The organism is Paludibacterium sp. B53371, from assembly GCF_018802765.1.
Lineage (GTDB): Bacteria > Pseudomonadota > Gammaproteobacteria > Burkholderiales > Chromobacteriaceae > Paludibacterium.
Genome location: NZ_CP069163.1, coordinates 1,213,544 through 1,229,550, shown reverse-complemented (window position 1 = coordinate 1,229,550; position 16,007 = coordinate 1,213,544). Strand labels below are relative to the sequence as shown.

The following is a 16,007-nucleotide window of genomic DNA, read 5'->3' as shown; positions in this document are numbered from 1 at the left end:
GTTCAGTCGTTCAGCCGGGACAGTTCCTGCAGTAATGCTTCCAGCAAATTGCCCGCCACCTGGCGCCGGTACAGTGCTGTCGAACGGACATCATCGATCGGGCAGATCGCCTGCTGCAGCGCCTCACAGGCGGCCGCCAGCGGCAGATCGGACAAAGTACGCCCCTCAATCAGCGCCTCAACGCCCGGCACCCGGGCACAGCAAGGTGACAAGGCGCCGGTCGCCAGCCGGAAGCGACTGACGCGCCCCTGCGCAACCTCCGCCATGGCCGCCATGCTGGCCTTGGCGATCGCCTGAGCTTCTCGGGCGCCAACCTTGCGGAAATAGTGAAAGCTGCGCCCTTGCGGCTTGCGAACACGAATGCGGGTCAGCAACTCGTCAGGCGCCCGGTCAAACTGCTTGTAGCCGGTCCAGAACTGCGTCAGCGGTACCCAACGTTCGCCGCGCAGGGAACAGAGCGCCACCTCGGCGTCATAGACCAGCAAACTGGGGGGAGTATCGGCGGCGGGGCTGCCATTCATGATGTTGCCGCCCAGGGTGCCGCGATTCTGGATCGCCAGCGCCGCCGTGGATCGGGCGCTCTTGATCAGGCAGGGGAAATGCCGGTGCACTGCCGGCGTCTGGCGCAAGGCGGTAAAGGTCGTCAGCGCGCCAAAGGTCAGCGTGTGCTCATCCTCCTGAATGCCCTTGAGTTCCTTCAGCCGGTTCAGATCGAGAAAGTGGGTCACTTCCGGCACATGCGGCGGCAGCGGCACCATCAGATCGGTGCCGCCGGCAATCGGCCGCCAGACCCCCGGCTCGGTTGCCATCACCTCCAGCGCGGTGCCGAGCGAGGCCGGCATGCACACCTGGCACTGAGCGGTCAGCTGGCGCATGATGCCTCCCCGCGGGCTGCCTCCTGTACCGCCTCAATGATCTTGACGTAGCCGGTACAGCGACAGAGATTCCCGCCGATGGCCTCGCGAATGGCCGCCATGTCGGGACTGGGATGGCGGCGCAGCAGATCGGTCGCAGACATCAGCATGCCGGGTGAACAATAACCACACTGCGCAGCGTTGTGGCGCAGGAAGGATTGCTGCAGGCGGTTGAGATTGTCCTGATCGGCCAGCCCCTCAATGGTCAGCAGATCGGTCCCCTGGGCCTGATAGGCCGGCACCAGACAACTATTCACCAGCACCCCGTCAAGCAGCACGGCACAGGCGCCGCACTCCCCTTCGCCACAGCCTTCCTTGGTGCCTTTCAGCCCCAGATCTTCCCGAATCACATCCAGCAGACGCGCCATCGGCCAGACCTGCACCGAGCGCTCGACCCCGTTCACCAGCAGGGTCAGTTGAATTTTTTCGGCCATGACAGGCCTCCTGGCAACAACAGTCCGTTGAACTCATGCGGCGCAAATGCGCGTCCCGGTCTTGCCTTCGATCCCTTCGCGGGCCTTTTCCAGCAAGGTGATCAGTGCAGTGCGTCCCGGCTTGCTCCGGGCAAAGGTCAGTGCCGCCTCGACCTTGGGCAGCATCGAGCCCTTGGCAAATTGTCCGTCGCGGATGTGACCCTGCGCCTCATCCGGTGTCATCTGCGACAACCACGCCTGGTCCGGTGTACCAAAACGGATCGCCACCCGCTCCACCGCAGTCAGAATGATCAACATATCAGCATCGATCATCTCCGCCAGCCTTGCACTGGCCCAGTCCTTGTCCACCACGGCACTGGCGCCACGCAGATGCAGTCCTTCGCGCAAAACCGGAATACCGCCGCCACCGGCGGCCACCACCAACTGACCGGCATCCAGCAAGGCCCGCACCGTCTCCTTCTCGACAATGTCCACCGGCTTGGGCGAGGCCACGACACGGCGGTAGCCCCGGCCCGAGTCCTCTTTCAACCGCTCGCCACAGGCCATCAGCTGCTCAGCCTCTTCCCGGCTGTAGAAACCGCCAATCGGCTTGCTCGGGTCCTGAAATGCCGGATCGGCCGCATCCACCACCACCTGGGTAATCAGCGTGGCCACCGGCTTGTCGATCCCGCGCGCCAGCAGCGCCTCGCGCAGCGCATTTTGCAGGTCATAACCGATATAGCCCTGACTGAGCGCCACGCTGACCGACATCGGCAGGCGGGGTGAATGGGCATCGGCACGAGCGGCAATCTCGAAGGCCTGATTGATCATGCCAACCTGCGGACCATTGCCATGGGTCACCACCACCTCATGCCCCTGTTCGATCAGATCGACAATCGCATTGGCCGTGGTCTGCACGGCGCGCATCTGCTCGGCCAGGTTGTCTCCCAGGGCATTGCCCCCCAGCGCCAGTACAATTTTCTTTTTCATCATCGCGCCCCCTCGAGGCCAAGGAATAGATCTTCAGACACCGCCGCCGGCCGACGCCGCGCACCGCAGCGGCTGGCATCGAAAGGCTGGCGAAACAGGAAACGGCCATGCCCGGCACGACCGACAAACTGACCATCACGCGCCACGGTCTCGCCCCGGCTGAGCGTCATGCGTAGCTGACCACGACACGGCCAGCCCTCATAGGGCGAGTAATCGCATTGATCATGCAGCGCGGCATGGCGGATCTCGCTCTTGCCCGCCGGATCGAACAACACCAGATCGGCATCGCTGCCGGGGGCCAGGCAGCCTTTCTGCGGCCACAGACCGAACAGCTGCGCCGGCCGGGTGCTGGTCAGAGCGACAAACTCGGACGCCGTGATCCGCCCGCGCATCACCCCCTCGGAGAACAACAGCGGCAGGCGAGTCTCCACGCCCGGCAAGCCATTGGGACAGCGGCTGAAATCGCCGCCGGACAGCGCCTGACGCTGGGCATAGGGAAACGTGCAGTGATCGGTGGCGACCGTATCGATCGCTCCCAGACTCAGACCGGCCCACAGCTTGTCCAGCTCGGCGTGCGGTCGGAGCGGCGGGCTGAGAATGAACTTGAGCGCGTCCTCGCGCAGATAGCATTGTTCATCCAGCAGCAGATATTGCGGGCAGGTTTCGACCCAGACCGGCTGCCCCTGCTGACGCGCCAGCTGCACATAGTCCAGCCCGAGTCCGTTGGACAGATGCACGATATACAGGGGAGCATCTCCCGCCAGACGGGCCAGATTGATCATGCGTGCAATGGCTTCGGCCTCGCAGGACAGAGGTCGGCTTTCTGCGTGATAACGCGGCGCGGTCTTGCCGGCGCGCAGCAGGGCCTCGCGCCGCAGCGCAATCGCCGCGTCATTCTCCGGATGCACCGCCGTCAGCGCGCCGACCTGGCGCAACTGCTGCAGCGCCTGCAGCACAGCGCGGTCATCCAGCTTGTACTGATAGGTGAGATACAACTTGAAACTGCTGATGCCTTCTTCCTGCACCATCGGCGCCATCTCGGCCAGAATCGCCGGATCAACATGCTGAATGGTGCCGTGAAAACCGTAATCGATCACCGCCTGCCCGGCGGCATCCTGGTGATAGCGCCGCAACTGATGGTGCAGGTCGCACCCCGCCGGGCCAAAACCCATGTGATCGACAATGCTGGTCGTGCCGCCACAGGCCGCCGCCCGGGTACCACTGAAGAAATCATCGCAACTCTGAGCCAGGCCGACATCAATATTGAAGTGCGTGTGAACATCCACCCCGCCGGGCATGACCAGACAACCGGCAGCCTCGATGACCTCGGTATCCGCTGTCGGCTCGATCCGCTCGGCCACCGTATGGATCAGCCCGTCGACGATCAGCAGATCCTGGCGATACTGCCCGTCGGCATCGACCAGCACACCATTGCGTATCAATCGCTTCATGGCCGTTTCACCCAGACAAGGCGCGCGGGGCTGACGCCCCGCGCAAGACTTTCATTACTTGTTATCCAGCTCAGACAGATAGGCCAGCGGGATCGCCGCATACATGGCCGCACACTTGACCAGATGCGACTTCCAGGTCTTCTCGTTCGGTGCGTGCGCCTCCGGCTCCTTGCCCGGCCCGAAGCCGATCACCGGAATGCCGTGACGACCCATGATCGAGACGCCGTTGGTCGAGAAGGTCCACTTGTCCACCACCGGTGCCTTGCGGAACAAGCCCTCATAGGCACTGCTCAGCGCCCGCACGGTGATGTGATCCTGCTCGACCTTCCAGGTCGGGAAATAGCACTCGGTCGGATACACCAGCCCGGTCCAGGACGGACGGTCGTACTGATACATGCTGACCACCGCACCGGCAGCCTGTACCGCTGGCAGCGCACGAATTTCTTCCAGCGCCCCTTCCCAGGTTTCACCCCAGGTCAGACGACGGTCGATCGACACGGCGCAGCTGTCGGCCACGGCACAGCGGCTGGGCGAGGTGAAGAAAATTTCCGATACCGTCAGCGTGCCCTTGCCGAGGAAATCGTCATGGCCAAGACGACCGGCCAGTTGCTGCAACTCGCCGAGAATCGGGCCCATCTTGAAGATGGCATTGTCACCGCGCTCCGGCGCCGAACCGTGGCAGCTGACGCCCTGCACTTCGACACGAATCTCCATGCGGCCACGCTGACCACGATAGATCTGGCAATCAGTCGGCTCGGTACTGACCACGAATTCCGGACGGATCTTGCTTTGCTCGATCAGGTACTGCCAGCACAGGCCATCGCAGTCCTCTTCCTGCACGGTACCGGTCACCAGCAGGGTGTATTGGTCTTCCAGGCCCAGATCCTTGATGATCTTGCCGGCATACACCATCGAGGCCATACCGCCCTCCTGATCAGAAGCGCCGCGGCCGCCGATGATTTCATCGTCTTCCATGCCCTGATAGGGGTCAAAGGTCCAGTTGCCCCGATTACCGATCCCGACGGTATCGATGTGCGCATCCATGGCGATCAGGTGCGGCCCGTGGCCGACATAACCCAGCACATTGCCCATCGGGTCGATTTCCACCCGGTCAAAGCCTACCTTGATCATCTCGTCGCGAATGCACTCCACCACGCGCTGCTCGTCGCAGCTTTCGCTCGGAATGGCAATCATGGCGCGCAGGAAACGGCTCATATCGGCCTTGTACGACTCGGCCTTGGCCAGCACCTGTTCAAACGGAATCTTCTTGGTCATTGCTTTCTCCACAATGGTATGAAATTCAGCACACGGCCCGACGCCCGCCAGGCCGAGCGGCGAGATCAATCAACAGCGGGATGCTTGCCTTCCCAGACCACCTCGCGGTAATGCTTCACATCGGTGTCGCCCTCAGTGCTGATCAGCAGCACCACGGCATCGGCATTCAGCCCCAGCCGCTCACGCAACTGCGCGCGCTGCGGATGACAATGCACGGCCATCAACACCCCGGCCCCAACGGCACCGGATTCCCCGGACACGATGCGCGGATCATCGCCGAGCGGATTGCCCAGCACGCGCATGCCCAGCGCCGCCACCTTGTCGTGGCAGGAAATAAACTGCGTACTGCAGTCACGCAACAGCGGCCACCCCAGCGGATTGGGCTCGCCACAGGCCAGCCCGGCCATGATGGTGCGCATCGCGCCACCGACATTCACCATCTCGCCGGCCACACCGGAACGGTAAATGCAATCTGCCTGCTCCGGCTCGACGATCACCGAGTGCAGGTGGCGGGCGCCGAAGCAATCCACCAGGTACCCCAGCACCCCGCCGGCCATCGCCCCTACCCCGGCCTGCAGAAACACATGGGTCGGACGCTCGATACCCATGGCCTGCATCTGCTCCACGGCCTCGTCGGCCATCGTGGCGTAACCCTGCATGATCCAGGTCGGGATCTTGGTATACCCCTCCCAGGCCGTGTCCTGCACGATATGCCAGCCACGTTCGGCCGCCACCTTCATGGTCAGGCGCACGGTATCGTCATAATTCATGTCAGTGACGATGCATTCCGCGCCCAGGTTGCGGATGTGCTCGACCCGCTCACGCGCCGAGCCCGCCGGCATGTACACCACGGCGTTCTGCCCCATCTGCTTCGCCGCCCAGGCCACACCCCGGCCATGGTTGCCATCGGTCGTGGTGGCAAAGGTCATCTTCTCGGTGACCAGCTGACGGATCTTGTCGAAGGAGAACTCGTTGATATCGAGCTGATATTGCTCGCACAGCAGATTGGCGATGGCATACACCCCGCCGAGCATCTTGAAGGCGTTCAGGCCAAAGCGCTTCGATTCGTCTTTCACCAGCACCTTGCCGACCCCGATATGCGCGGCCAGCGCCTCCAGAGAACACAGCGGCGTCGGCTGATAACCGGCCAGCTTGCGGTGAAAGTCGCGCGCGCGCCGTGCTTCGGCACGCGAGAACAACGGCGAAGTCTCGCCGGTGAAGTGACCGTTATCCGCAATATCCAACTTCAGCGAAAATTCGGACATGGCAAACCTTTCAGGTCTGTTGCCGCCGGCAGCGCCAAGGCGCCGCCGGCAGGAGGAACAGCGTTATTCGCGCACACGCAGCTGCATGTTTTTCAGCAGTGCCTGCAGCTTTTCACCCGGACGCGGGAATTTGCGCGCCACGATCATGGCGGCAATGATGTACGGCTTCCAGCTGGCTTCCTTGTAAGTGGCAATGCGGTACTTCTCGAACACACTGTCACTCACCTCACCCTCCTGGCACGACACCCCGGTGATATCCGCCGGCAGACAGTGCATGTACAGCGCATCGCCGCCACGGGTCAGACGCATCATCTCTTCGGTGCACTGCCAGTTCTTGTGATTGGCATTCTGGGCCAGACACTGTTTTTCCAGGGTCTTCAGGCCGTCGTGATCATTGGCACGCAGCAGCTGAGTACGGGTTTCCATCACCTTGTAAGGCGCCCAGGACTTCGGGTAGACGATATCGGCGTCCTTGAAGGCCTCTTCCATGGTGGCCACCTTGCGGAAGCTGCCGCCGGAAGCCTTGGCGTTGTTGCGGGCCACTTCCACCACATCCGGAATCAGGTCATAGCCTTCCGGGTGGGCCAGGGTGACGTCCATGCCGAAGCGGGTCATCAGGCCGATGATGCCCTGCGGCACCGACAGCGGCTTGCCATAGCTCGGCGAGTAAGCCCAGGTCATGGCAATCTTCTTGCCCTTGAGCTGATCCAGCCCGCCGAAATGCTCTTGCAGCCAGGCCAGGTCGGCCATCGCCTGAGTCGGGTGATCGATGTCACACTGCAGGTTGATCACCGCCGGGCGCTGCGGCAGCACCCCTTCGGCGTAGCCTTCGTCCAGTGCCTTGCCGACTTCACGCATGTAGGCATTGCCGGCACCGAGGTACATATCGTCGCGGATACCGATGGCTTCGGCGCAGAAAGAAATCATGTTGGCGGTTTCACGTACCGTTTCGCCATGGGCAATCTGTGACTTGCCTTCGTCCAGATCCTGCTGTGCCAGCCCCAGCAGATTCAGGGCCGAGGCGAAGGAGAAACGGGTACGGGTCGAGTTGTCGCGGAACACCGACACCCCCAGACCGTTATCGAACAGTCGGGTGGAAATATTTTCGGCACGCATGGTACGCAAGGCTTCAGCCAGCTTCAGCACCAGTTCCAGTTCCTGCGGCGTCTGCTCCCAGGTCAGCAGGAAATCCTTCTCATGCAGGCTGGACTGCAGGCCGTTGATCTCTTTAATCAGTTGATTGACAGTTTTCATCGCTTTTCCCGAGTGATTGACAAGTCATGATTGTGGGTCTGCCGGACCCGCTCGCCAGAAGCCTGCTGAAGACCACGCCCACATCGTGCAGCCATGCCGAGCAAAGATTCGTGCAAGTCTGCCCTTCTATAATCAAGAACCGTGCCAAGCTGCCAGCCAACCGAAAAAACAAGATCAAATCATTGATTATTAAAGGATTTTCAAAATCAAGATTCCGAAAACGGCATTCTCAGCCGCAAAACAACGGGAGGAGTGAGGGCTTTATCAGCAGACGGTCAGAACCGGGGGGTCAAAAATGATAGCGGGAGAGAAGGCGATTCTCATTTTGATAATGCGACCAGCACGCCTGGCACCGGGCATAAAAAAACCGCTCGCCAAACCCGCGGCGAGCGGCTTACTCACTGCAACAGCTCAAATTGCCCAGCCACCGGCGTAGAACACCACCAGGGCAATGGCGATCAGCACCGTGCCGATATTCAGCTTGCGCCATTCCTTGGCACAGATGCGGCCGATCACCAGGGTGGCGAACCCCATCATGATGCCGGTGACAATATTGCAGGCCAGGACGATGAACACGGCACACACCAGGCCAGCCATGGCATCGACAGCGTCCTCAAAATCCAGCTGACGCACATTGCTCAGCATCAGCAGCCCGACATACATCAGCGCCGGGGCCGTGGCGTAATCCGGCACCAGATAGGCCAGCGGCGAGAAGAACAGCATCAGGAAGAAACCGATCCCGACCACGGTAGCCGTCAGCCCGGTGCGGCCACCGGCAGCCGTACCGGCGGCGGACTCGATATACACCGCGGCCGGCGAGGAACCGACCAGTGAAGAGAAAATGCTGCTCAGCGAGTCGGCGGTCAGTGCGCGCTGGCTGTTGATGATGTGACCATCCTTGTCCAGCAGGTTGGCCTGGCCGGCCACGGCACGGATGGTCCCGGTGGCGTCGAAGACCGTGGTCATCACCATGGCCAGTACCAGTGGCAGCACCTTGGCCGAGAAGGTCCCCATGATGTTCAGATCGAACAACTGGGTATGACCGTTGGCATCCACCAGCGAGGGCAGCGCCATCAGGCCGTGGTAATGGACATTCGGATCAAAGATCAGGCCGATGATCGCAATCACCACGATGACGATCAGGATGGCACCCGGTACGCGCAGCTTGTTCAGACCGAACATCGCCCCCAGACCGATCAGGGTCATCATCACCGGAAAGGAAGAGAAGTGCCCCAGCGAGACCGGCAGCCCGTCAAACGGGTTCTTGATGATGATGCCGACGGTGTTGGTGGCAATCAGGAACAGGAACATGCCAATGCCAATGCCGGTACCGTGCGCCACACCATGCGGCAGGTTGTTGAGAATCCAGGTGCGCACGCCGGTGACGGAAATGGCGGTGAAGATCACCCCCATCATGAACACCGCACCCAGCGCCACCGGCACCGGGATATGCTGCCCCAGTACCAGGCTGAACGCCGTAAAGGCCGTCAGGGAAATGGCACAACTGATGATCATCGGCAGATTGGCCCACAAGCCCATCAGCAATGAGCCGAAGCAGGCTACCAGACAGGTGGCGACAAACACCGCCCCGGTCGGAAACCCTGCCTTGCCGAGCATGCCCGGCACCACGATGATCGAGTAGACCGAAGCCATGAAAGTGGTCAACCCGGCGAGGACTTCCTGCCGCACGCTGCTACCGCGCTCAGATAGATGGAAGTATCGCTCCAGCTTGCCGGCAAAACCGCCCGGCGGGGTATATTCGCCTGCTTGATGTTCGACTGACATACGCTCACCTCAAGATGTCTTGAATGGTTCTCTTCAAAAGGCATCGAACCCGGTCACAGCGCTTCGATGGCACGGTATCCCGTACCGGATCGGATCATGCCGTTGCTGCCGCGCCGGCGTGGCGCGACAGCGCTCCCTCACTGCACATACCTTGATACGGTTAGTACCGCTCATAAACCAGCTGGCCATCGACATAAGTGCGATAAATGGCCCGGTCGTCTCCCAAAGTCATCAACACAAAAAGTTTTTCGCGCAACGTCGTTGAGCTGTCGCAGCGCAACTGCTGCATCGGCGTCGAGGTGTGGTCGATCACCACAAAGTCTGCCTCCTTACCGATTTCGAAGCTGCCGATCCGGTCGGCCAGACCGAGCGAATCCGCACCGCCCAGCGTCGCCAGATAGAAAGCTTCGAATGGCGACAGGCAGTGCCCCTGCATCTGCATCACCTTGTAGGCCTCATTCAGGGTCTGCAGCATGTTAAAGGTGGTGCCGGCACCGATGTCGGTACCGATGCCGACCTTGACGCCCATTTCCCAGGCCTTGTGCAAGGGGAACAGGCCGCTGCCGAGGAAGAAGTTCGAGGTCGGGCAGAAGGCGATGGTCGAACCGGTGTTGCTCAGACAATCCCATTCATCCTGTTCCAGGTGGATGCAATGGCCAAAGACACTGTTCGGGCCGGTCAGACCGAATTCGTGATACACGTCCAGATAGTTCTTGTAGCCCGGGAACAGGGCCTTCACCCATTCGATTTCCTTCTGGTTCTCGGACAGGTGCGTCTGCATCCAGGTATCGGGGAAGGCGGCACGCAGGCGACCGGCCGCTGCCAGCTGTTCCGGTGTCGAGGTCGGGGCAAAGCGCGGCGTCACCGCATACAGCAGACGGCCATTCTTGTGCCAGCGCTCGATCAGCTCCCTGCTTTGTCGATAACCGGTTTCAGGCGTATCCAGCAAGGCATCGGGCGCATGACGGTCCATCATCACCTTGCCGGTGATCAGCCGCATATTGATGCGACTGGCCGCTTCGCACAGTGCGTCCACCGACTGCGGATGCACCGAGGCGAACACCGATGCCGTGGTGGTGCCGTTGCTGAGCATTTGCTTGAGGAAGAAGGTCGCCATTTCACGCGCGTACTCATAGTCGTGATAGCGCATTTCCACCGGGAAGGTGTGCAGATTGAGCCATTCCAGCAGTTGCTCACCGTAGGCACCGATCATCTCGCATTGCGGAAAATGCAGGTGCGTATCGATAAAGCCCGGCATCACCGTCTTGCCGGAGTAGTTGCGCACGCGGACGCCGGCCGGCAGATGATCCTTGCCGTCAGCCCATTCGCCGATCCACTCGATCAGGCCGTTGCGGATGATCATCAGACCGTCGTCGATCACCCGTACATTGCGTTCCAAATCTGCCGGACAGGAGACGGTACTCGCGTAATCGAAGAAGCTGCCACGGATCGCCTTGACTGAATTGTCATATCTCATTGCTGCCAACCTCCGCCAAATAATCATTTGTCATAGATTTTGCGCGAGCGAAGTCATTCACAGCACGACACGCCCGGGAACAGCGGCGCGGGCCACGGCCCGCGCGCTCACTTTTTATTGCCCGACGCCCTCCTCCAGCTTGCCCAGCCCCCGAAGAATCTTTTCCGGGGTGAAGTGCCAGCGTCGCAGCCAGACGCCGCAGGCGTCGTGGATGGCGGCGGCGATCGCCGGCGCGGCACCGTTGACCCCGATTTCCGAGATCGATTTGGCACCGTATGGGCCAACCTTGTCGTCACTCGGCACCAGGAAGGCGCGGAAGTCGCGCGGCAGGTCGCCGATCTTTGGCGCACCATAGCGCTTCAGATCACGGGTGACCGGGATCCCCCGGGCGTCATAGATGATTTCCTCGCTCAGGCTGTGACCGATGGCACGTACCGTGGCACCGTAGATCTGCCCCAGGGCCAGCGAAGGGTTGACCGGTGTGCCGCAGTCCAGCAAGGCATGGAACTTGTCCAGCCGGATTTCCCCAGAGCGCACATTCACCGCCAGTTCGACAAAGTTGGCGCCATAGGGGAAGGCGAATTCGGTGGTGGTATAGCAGGCGGTGCCGACCAGAATGCCGAAGCCGGTACCCGTCTCGGCCTTATGGGCAATCTGGGCAAAGCTGAGCGACTGCTTGCGGCCACGGACCATGCCCGGGGCGACGATCTCCACATCCTCCACGGCTTCATCCAGCATCTGCGCGCCATGGAAGAGGATCTTTTTCTTCAGGTCCTCGGCCGCCAGACGCGCGGCATTGCCCGAGAAGCAGGTGCCGGACGAGGCATAGGCCCCCTTGTCGAACAAGGCGTGATCGGTATCGCCGGAAATGACATGCACGGAGGACAGCGGGCAGCACAGGACCTCGGCCGCCAGCTTGGTGACCACGGTATCCAGGCCGGTACCAAGGTCGGCACCACCAGAATGCACGATGAAGGTACCGTCCGACTCCAGCTTCACCATGCAGTTGGCCTGGTCGATATCCGGAATCCCCGACTTCTGCATGATGATGGCCACGCCGCGACCAATGCGCCAGTCGCCCTCCGCCGGCTTGGGCGCATCCCAGCCGATCAGCTCGCGACCTTGCTTGAGGATCTTGTCCAGGGCGCAGCTGGCCGCCTTCGGGGCTGTCGTCGGCATCTTGCCCTCGCCGATCGCAGCCAGGATCTTCAACTCCTGCCCTTCGACCACGCGGTTCTTCTCGACCATGTCCAGTTGGTCGATACCAAGCTGCTCGGCCATCTCTGCCATGACCATGGTCAGGGCAAAATTGCCCTTCGGTGCGCCATAGCCCTGATAGGCCCCGGTCGGACAAATATTGCTGTAGTAAGTGGTCACCTCGAAGTGCACGTTCTCACAGGGGTACAGCGGCAGGGACAGTGCCGGACCATTACAGGGCACGGTCAGCGCATGATTGCCATAGGGGCCGGTATTGGCGCGGAAATCCATCAGGATGGCCGTCAGCTTGCCGTCCCGCTTGGCGCCGATCTTGACCTTGACCTTGGCGACATGGCGCGAGGTATTGCTGATGAACTCTTCTTCGCGGGTATAGCGGAAGTACACCGGTCGCCCGGTCACCACCGTGGCATAGGCACAGACATCGTCCAGCAGGATGTCCTGCTTGGAACCAAAGCCGCCGCCGATACGTTCCTTGATCACGTGCACCTGATTCTGCCGCAGGCCGGTCACGCGTGACACCAGCTTGCGCAAGTGCCAGGGCACCTGGGTGGAGGCATGCACCACCAGGCGCTCACCGTCCATATAGCTGAAGCAGACATGGGTCTCGACCGGGCATTGCTGTGCCTGGCTCGATTCATAGGTACGTTCCAGAATCAGGTCGGCTTCGGCAAAACCCTTTTCCACATCACCGATGTTGCCGTGCACGCTGGCGGCAATATTACTGTGCGGTTTGGCACCGATCGGGAAGTTGATGATCAGGTGTTCATTGCCGCGCTTCACGGCGCAGGCATTTTGCTGTTCCAGATCCGCCGGCGCGCCATGCACATAGACAATCGGCTCGTCATGCACCAGCGGTGCATCGGGTGCCATCGCCTCGTCAATCGACATCACGGGCTTGAGCGCTTGGTACTCGACCTCGATCAGGTCCAGGGCCTGCAGGGCGATCTCTTCATTGACGGCAATCACTGCCGCAACACGATCACCGACGTGGCGCAGCTTCTGGCTGAACATGCGCCGGTCGAGCGGCGACGGTTCGGGCGAGCTCTGGCCGGCCGGGGTGTAATAGATATCCGGGCAATTCAGGTGGGTAATGACATGCACTACCCCTGGCAAAGCTTCGGCGCGGCTGGCATCGATGCGGGTAATCACCGCATGCGGGTGCGGGCTGCGCAGCATCTTGAGGATGCAGGCATCGTCCGGCACCCGGTCTTCGACAAAGGCCGGTTTGGCCTGGACCAGTTTGGCCGCATCGACCTTGGGGCAATCCTTGCCGACATGGGTCAGATCGTTGCGGTACTGCTGCACCGGCGGACTGGGGAAATCGGGTTCGGCCAGGCGTTTGCGCGCCAGCTCAACCACCTGATAAAACTGCTGATAGCCGGCATCACGACTGAGCAAGCCGGACAGGGCATCATCGATGGCGGCACGATCCGGGTTGGGGTTGCGCTCCAGCAGGTCGGTGAGGATCAGCGCGGCCGCCGGGTCGTTGTACCCCCCCTGAACGATGCCGATATCCACCATGGCCTGTTGCACCAGACTGAGTTGATTCCAGCGCCCCAGTGACTCGGCGGTCTCGACCTGCGCCCCTTCCAGCTGAGCCGCAATCAGCAGCGAGGCATTGACGATACGGCCATTGAAGCGAATGGCGTCAGAACCGGCAAAGCCGAAGCCGTCATCACTGTTGCGTACCGAGTGCATCCGGCAACGACTGAACAACAGCTTTTGCACATTGTCGCCCGGGCGGCAGCTCAGCGAACAGGGTTGGCCATTGAGGGTAAAGTGCAGTTCCATGTCATTGCTCCTTCTGCTGCCGGCAGTCCGCCAGCAGATCGGCCAGAACGACCCCGGTGATATAACGTTTGTAGGCGGCACTGCCGACAAAATCGTCACAGGGGGTGATGGCGGCGCGCACGGCCTGCTCCAGGGCTTCGCCCTGCAACTGGCGTTGCTCGACGGCATGCAGACGCAGTGCGCCGGGTACCACGCCCGACACCGCCAGCCGCATGGCACCACCGTCCTCCAGCGCCACGGCCGCCGTCACCACGCTGACGCCATCGGCATTGCGCGTCACGCGTCGGGTGGCACAGCACTGCCGGGACCGCGGCAGCTCGATGGCCTGAATCAGCGCCTCGCGCGGGCCGGCCAGATAGGTCTCCAGCGGGACACGCACCCCATCCTCCAGCAGCAATTCGGCCTGCATCACCAGCAGCAGGGGCAGCAACACCGGATCATGCCCCTGCGCGGCGACTTCTCCGCCCAGCGTGGCCTGATTGCGCAGGTGGCGCGAATAGACAAAACCCAGCGCCTGACGCAGCGCCGGGGGAGCCAGCGGATGATCTCGCAAGGCCTGCAATGTGATGGTCGCACCGATACGCAACGCGCCATCCGTCTGGCTGACCTGATCCAGGCCCAGCCGATCCAGGGCGATGGCGATGGTCTTGTCGGTTCGCGTCGGGGTGGCATTCAGTTTACTGCCCCCCGCCAGATAGACCGCCTGGTCACCATGGCGCGCTTTCAGCGCCACCGCCTGTTCCAGTGTTTCCGGTCGATAGAATTGCTCGATCATTTCAATCTCCCCCGTCACCATGTGGTGGTGCGCCATGCGGCGCACCACATGCTACGGGCATTGTCCAGCCGATTAAGCCAATGCATCCATGCGCTGCCACAAACCTTGTGCAACTTCGCGTGCGCGGGCATAGACCGGCGCGACATCCAGGGCGAAAGCACGATCCTCATACACCATGCGACCGGCCACCATGACACTGTTGACGTGACCCGCATTCAGCGCGAAGGCCAGGTGGCCCGGCAAATTGGCAGCCACCAGGGGGGTCGGACTGACATAGTCACAAATGGTCAGGTCAGCCTGATAGCCCGCCTCCAGGCGGCCAAAGCGGGCGCCGAAGTTGCGTGTCAGCAGCTCGTTGCCATTGGCCAGGAAGCGGGCAAAGCTGTCCGGCCACAGGCTGCCGCCGGCATCGCGGTGCTTGAAGTAGGCAAACTTCAGTTCTTCGAACATGTCCGCGCCGATGCCATCGGTGCCGAGGGCCAGATTGCGGTACTCGGGCAGGTGGTGGTTGTAGCCGACATGGTTGTTCATATTGGAGCGGGCGTTATGCACCAGGAAGGCATCGCGCCGGTTGAGGATGCCGATGTCTTCGTGCGACAGATACAGACCGTGACCGATCAGTGTCTTGTCGTTGATCAGGCCGTGATCATCCAGCCGGGCAATCAGATCCTTGCCGTAGTGATGATGGCTGTGCGACACATCATAGCCATCCTCGGCCACATGGATATGCAGCCCACGACCGGTAGCCTGGATGGCCTCGCGCAGCATGGCCATGCCGGACTCGCCCACGGTGAAGGGCGCGTGGGCGCCGATGTGGGCTTCCACCAGGTGGGGCTCGCCCCGGGCACGTGCCGCATCGATCTGACGCGCAAAGGCGATGTTTTCCTCCACCCCGGCCTGCATCTCGGCCAGCCCGCCGTTGCGGTCGGTGGTTTCGAAACAGGTCATGCCGCGCAGACCGGTCTCGCGGAAGCCGCGGCTGATGATCTCCAGCGAACCGGCAATGACTGAGGGGGACGCGTGGTGGTCGATGACGGCGCTGCAACCGCTCTTGATGGCTTCCAGCGAGCAGATCAGACCGCTGTAGTACAGCGATTCTTCATCCAGCGCGCGATCCAGTCGCCACCACAGGTTCTTCAGCGTGGAAATGAAGTCCGGACAGGGAGCGATGCGCGCCATGATGCCGCGTGCCAGGCCAGAGTAGAAATGGTTGTGCGCACATACCAGCCCCGGCATCACCAGCTTGCCGCCCATCTCCTTGTAGCGGCTGCCCGGATACACCGACAGCAGATCGGGACCGACCGCCACAATGCGGTCGCCCTCGATGGCGATGTCGACCCCTTCCTGCAGCAGCGCCGGTTCCAGTTGTGCGGCCGTGACATTTTTCAGGATATACATG

At 61.6% G+C, this 16,007-nt stretch carries 12 protein-coding genes; all 12 read right to left on the bottom strand.

Annotated features, from left to right (window positions below):
• Positions 1-2 precede the first annotated feature (2 nt).
• Complete coding sequence (locus JNO51_RS05920; protein ID WP_215782092.1) at positions 3-875, bottom strand: xanthine dehydrogenase family protein subunit M; 873 nt, start codon at positions 873-875, stop codon at positions 3-5.
• Positions 863-1,348, bottom strand: a complete 486-nt coding sequence (locus tag JNO51_RS05915; RefSeq protein WP_215782091.1) for a (2Fe-2S)-binding protein — start codon at positions 1,346-1,348, stop codon at positions 863-865. The genes JNO51_RS05920 and JNO51_RS05915 overlap by 13 nt, the downstream gene beginning before the upstream one ends.
• 33 nt (positions 1,349-1,381) lie before the next feature.
• Positions 1,382-2,317 (bottom strand): carbamate kinase, encoded by a 936-nt coding sequence (gene arcC / locus JNO51_RS05910; protein ID WP_215782090.1) that lies wholly within the window; start codon positions 2,315-2,317, stop codon positions 1,382-1,384.
• Entirely contained in the window at positions 2,317-3,768 is a 1,452-nt protein-coding gene (hydA, locus tag JNO51_RS05905; RefSeq protein ID WP_215782089.1) for a dihydropyrimidinase, read from the bottom strand. Before hydA ends, arcC begins: the two co-directional genes overlap by 1 nt.
• 54 nt (positions 3,769-3,822) lie before the next feature.
• On the bottom strand, positions 3,823-5,043 hold the full coding sequence (locus JNO51_RS05900; RefSeq protein WP_215782088.1) for a YgeY family selenium metabolism-linked hydrolase: 1,221 nt from the start codon (positions 5,041-5,043) through the stop codon (positions 3,823-3,825).
• A gap of 65 nt (positions 5,044-5,108) precedes the next feature.
• On the bottom strand, positions 5,109-6,308 hold the full coding sequence (gene dpaL / locus JNO51_RS05895; RefSeq protein ID WP_215782087.1) for a diaminopropionate ammonia-lyase: 1,200 nt from the start codon (positions 6,306-6,308) through the stop codon (positions 5,109-5,111).
• A gap of 63 nt (positions 6,309-6,371) precedes the next feature.
• Positions 6,372-7,562 (bottom strand): knotted carbamoyltransferase YgeW, encoded by a 1,191-nt coding sequence (gene ygeW / locus JNO51_RS05890; protein ID WP_215782086.1) that lies wholly within the window; start codon positions 7,560-7,562, stop codon positions 6,372-6,374.
• A gap of 411 nt (positions 7,563-7,973) precedes the next feature.
• On the bottom strand, positions 7,974-9,347 hold the full coding sequence (locus JNO51_RS05885) for an NCS2 family permease (protein ID WP_215782085.1): 1,374 nt from the start codon (positions 9,345-9,347) through the stop codon (positions 7,974-7,976).
• Between the two features lie 160 nt (positions 9,348-9,507).
• A complete protein-coding gene (gene guaD / locus JNO51_RS05880) occupies positions 9,508-10,824 on the bottom strand; it encodes a guanine deaminase (protein WP_215782084.1) in 1,317 nt (438 codons plus the stop codon).
• 114 nt (positions 10,825-10,938) lie between these two features.
• Positions 10,939-13,833 carry a molybdopterin-dependent oxidoreductase Mo/Fe-S-binding subunit gene (locus JNO51_RS05875; RefSeq protein WP_215782083.1) on the bottom strand — a complete coding sequence of 965 codons (2,895 nt, stop codon included), beginning with the start codon at positions 13,831-13,833 and terminating at the stop codon, positions 10,939-10,941.
• Between the two features lies 1 nt (position 13,834).
• Positions 13,835-14,608 carry a molybdopterin-dependent oxidoreductase FAD-binding subunit gene (ygfM, locus tag JNO51_RS05870; RefSeq protein WP_215782082.1) on the bottom strand — a complete coding sequence of 258 codons (774 nt, stop codon included), beginning with the start codon at positions 14,606-14,608 and terminating at the stop codon, positions 13,835-13,837.
• A gap of 72 nt (positions 14,609-14,680) precedes the next feature.
• Positions 14,681-16,006 carry a putative aminohydrolase SsnA gene (ssnA, locus tag JNO51_RS05865; protein ID WP_215782081.1) on the bottom strand — a complete coding sequence of 442 codons (1,326 nt, stop codon included), beginning with the start codon at positions 16,004-16,006 and terminating at the stop codon, positions 14,681-14,683.
• Position 16,007: the final 1 nt, after the last annotated feature.

Coding starts and splice junctions, on each gene's coding strand:
- JNO51_RS05900 (WP_215782088.1), bottom strand. CDS start 5,043: ATGACCAAGAAGATTCCGTTTGAACAGGTGCTGGCCAAGGCCGAGTCG.
- arcC (WP_215782090.1), bottom strand. CDS start 2,317: ATGAAAAAGAAAATTGTACTGGCGCTGGGGGGCAATGCCCTGGGAGAC.
- guaD (WP_215782084.1), bottom strand. CDS start 10,824: ATGAGATATGACAATTCAGTCAAGGCGATCCGTGGCAGCTTCTTCGAT.
- hydA (WP_215782089.1), bottom strand. CDS start 3,768: ATGAAGCGATTGATACGCAATGGTGTGCTGGTCGATGCCGACGGGCAG.
- ygfM (WP_215782082.1), bottom strand. CDS start 14,608: ATGATCGAGCAATTCTATCGACCGGAAACACTGGAACAGGCGGTGGCG.
- JNO51_RS05875 (WP_215782083.1), bottom strand. CDS start 13,833: ATGGAACTGCACTTTACCCTCAATGGCCAACCCTGTTCGCTGAGCTGC.
- ygeW (WP_215782086.1), bottom strand. CDS start 7,562: ATGAAAACTGTCAATCAACTGATTAAAGAGATCAACGGCCTGCAGTCC.
- dpaL (WP_215782087.1), bottom strand. CDS start 6,308: ATGTCCGAATTTTCGCTGAAGTTGGATATTGCGGATAACGGTCACTTC.
- JNO51_RS05915 (WP_215782091.1), bottom strand. CDS start 1,348: ATGGCCGAAAAAATTCAACTGACCCTGCTGGTGAACGGGGTCGAGCGC.
- ssnA (WP_215782081.1), bottom strand. CDS start 16,006: ATGTATATCCTGAAAAATGTCACGGCCGCACAACTGGAACCGGCGCTG.
- JNO51_RS05885 (WP_215782085.1), bottom strand. CDS start 9,347: ATGTCAGTCGAACATCAAGCAGGCGAATATACCCCGCCGGGCGGTTTT.
- JNO51_RS05920 (WP_215782092.1), bottom strand. CDS start 875: ATGCGCCAGCTGACCGCTCAGTGCCAGGTGTGCATGCCGGCCTCGCTC.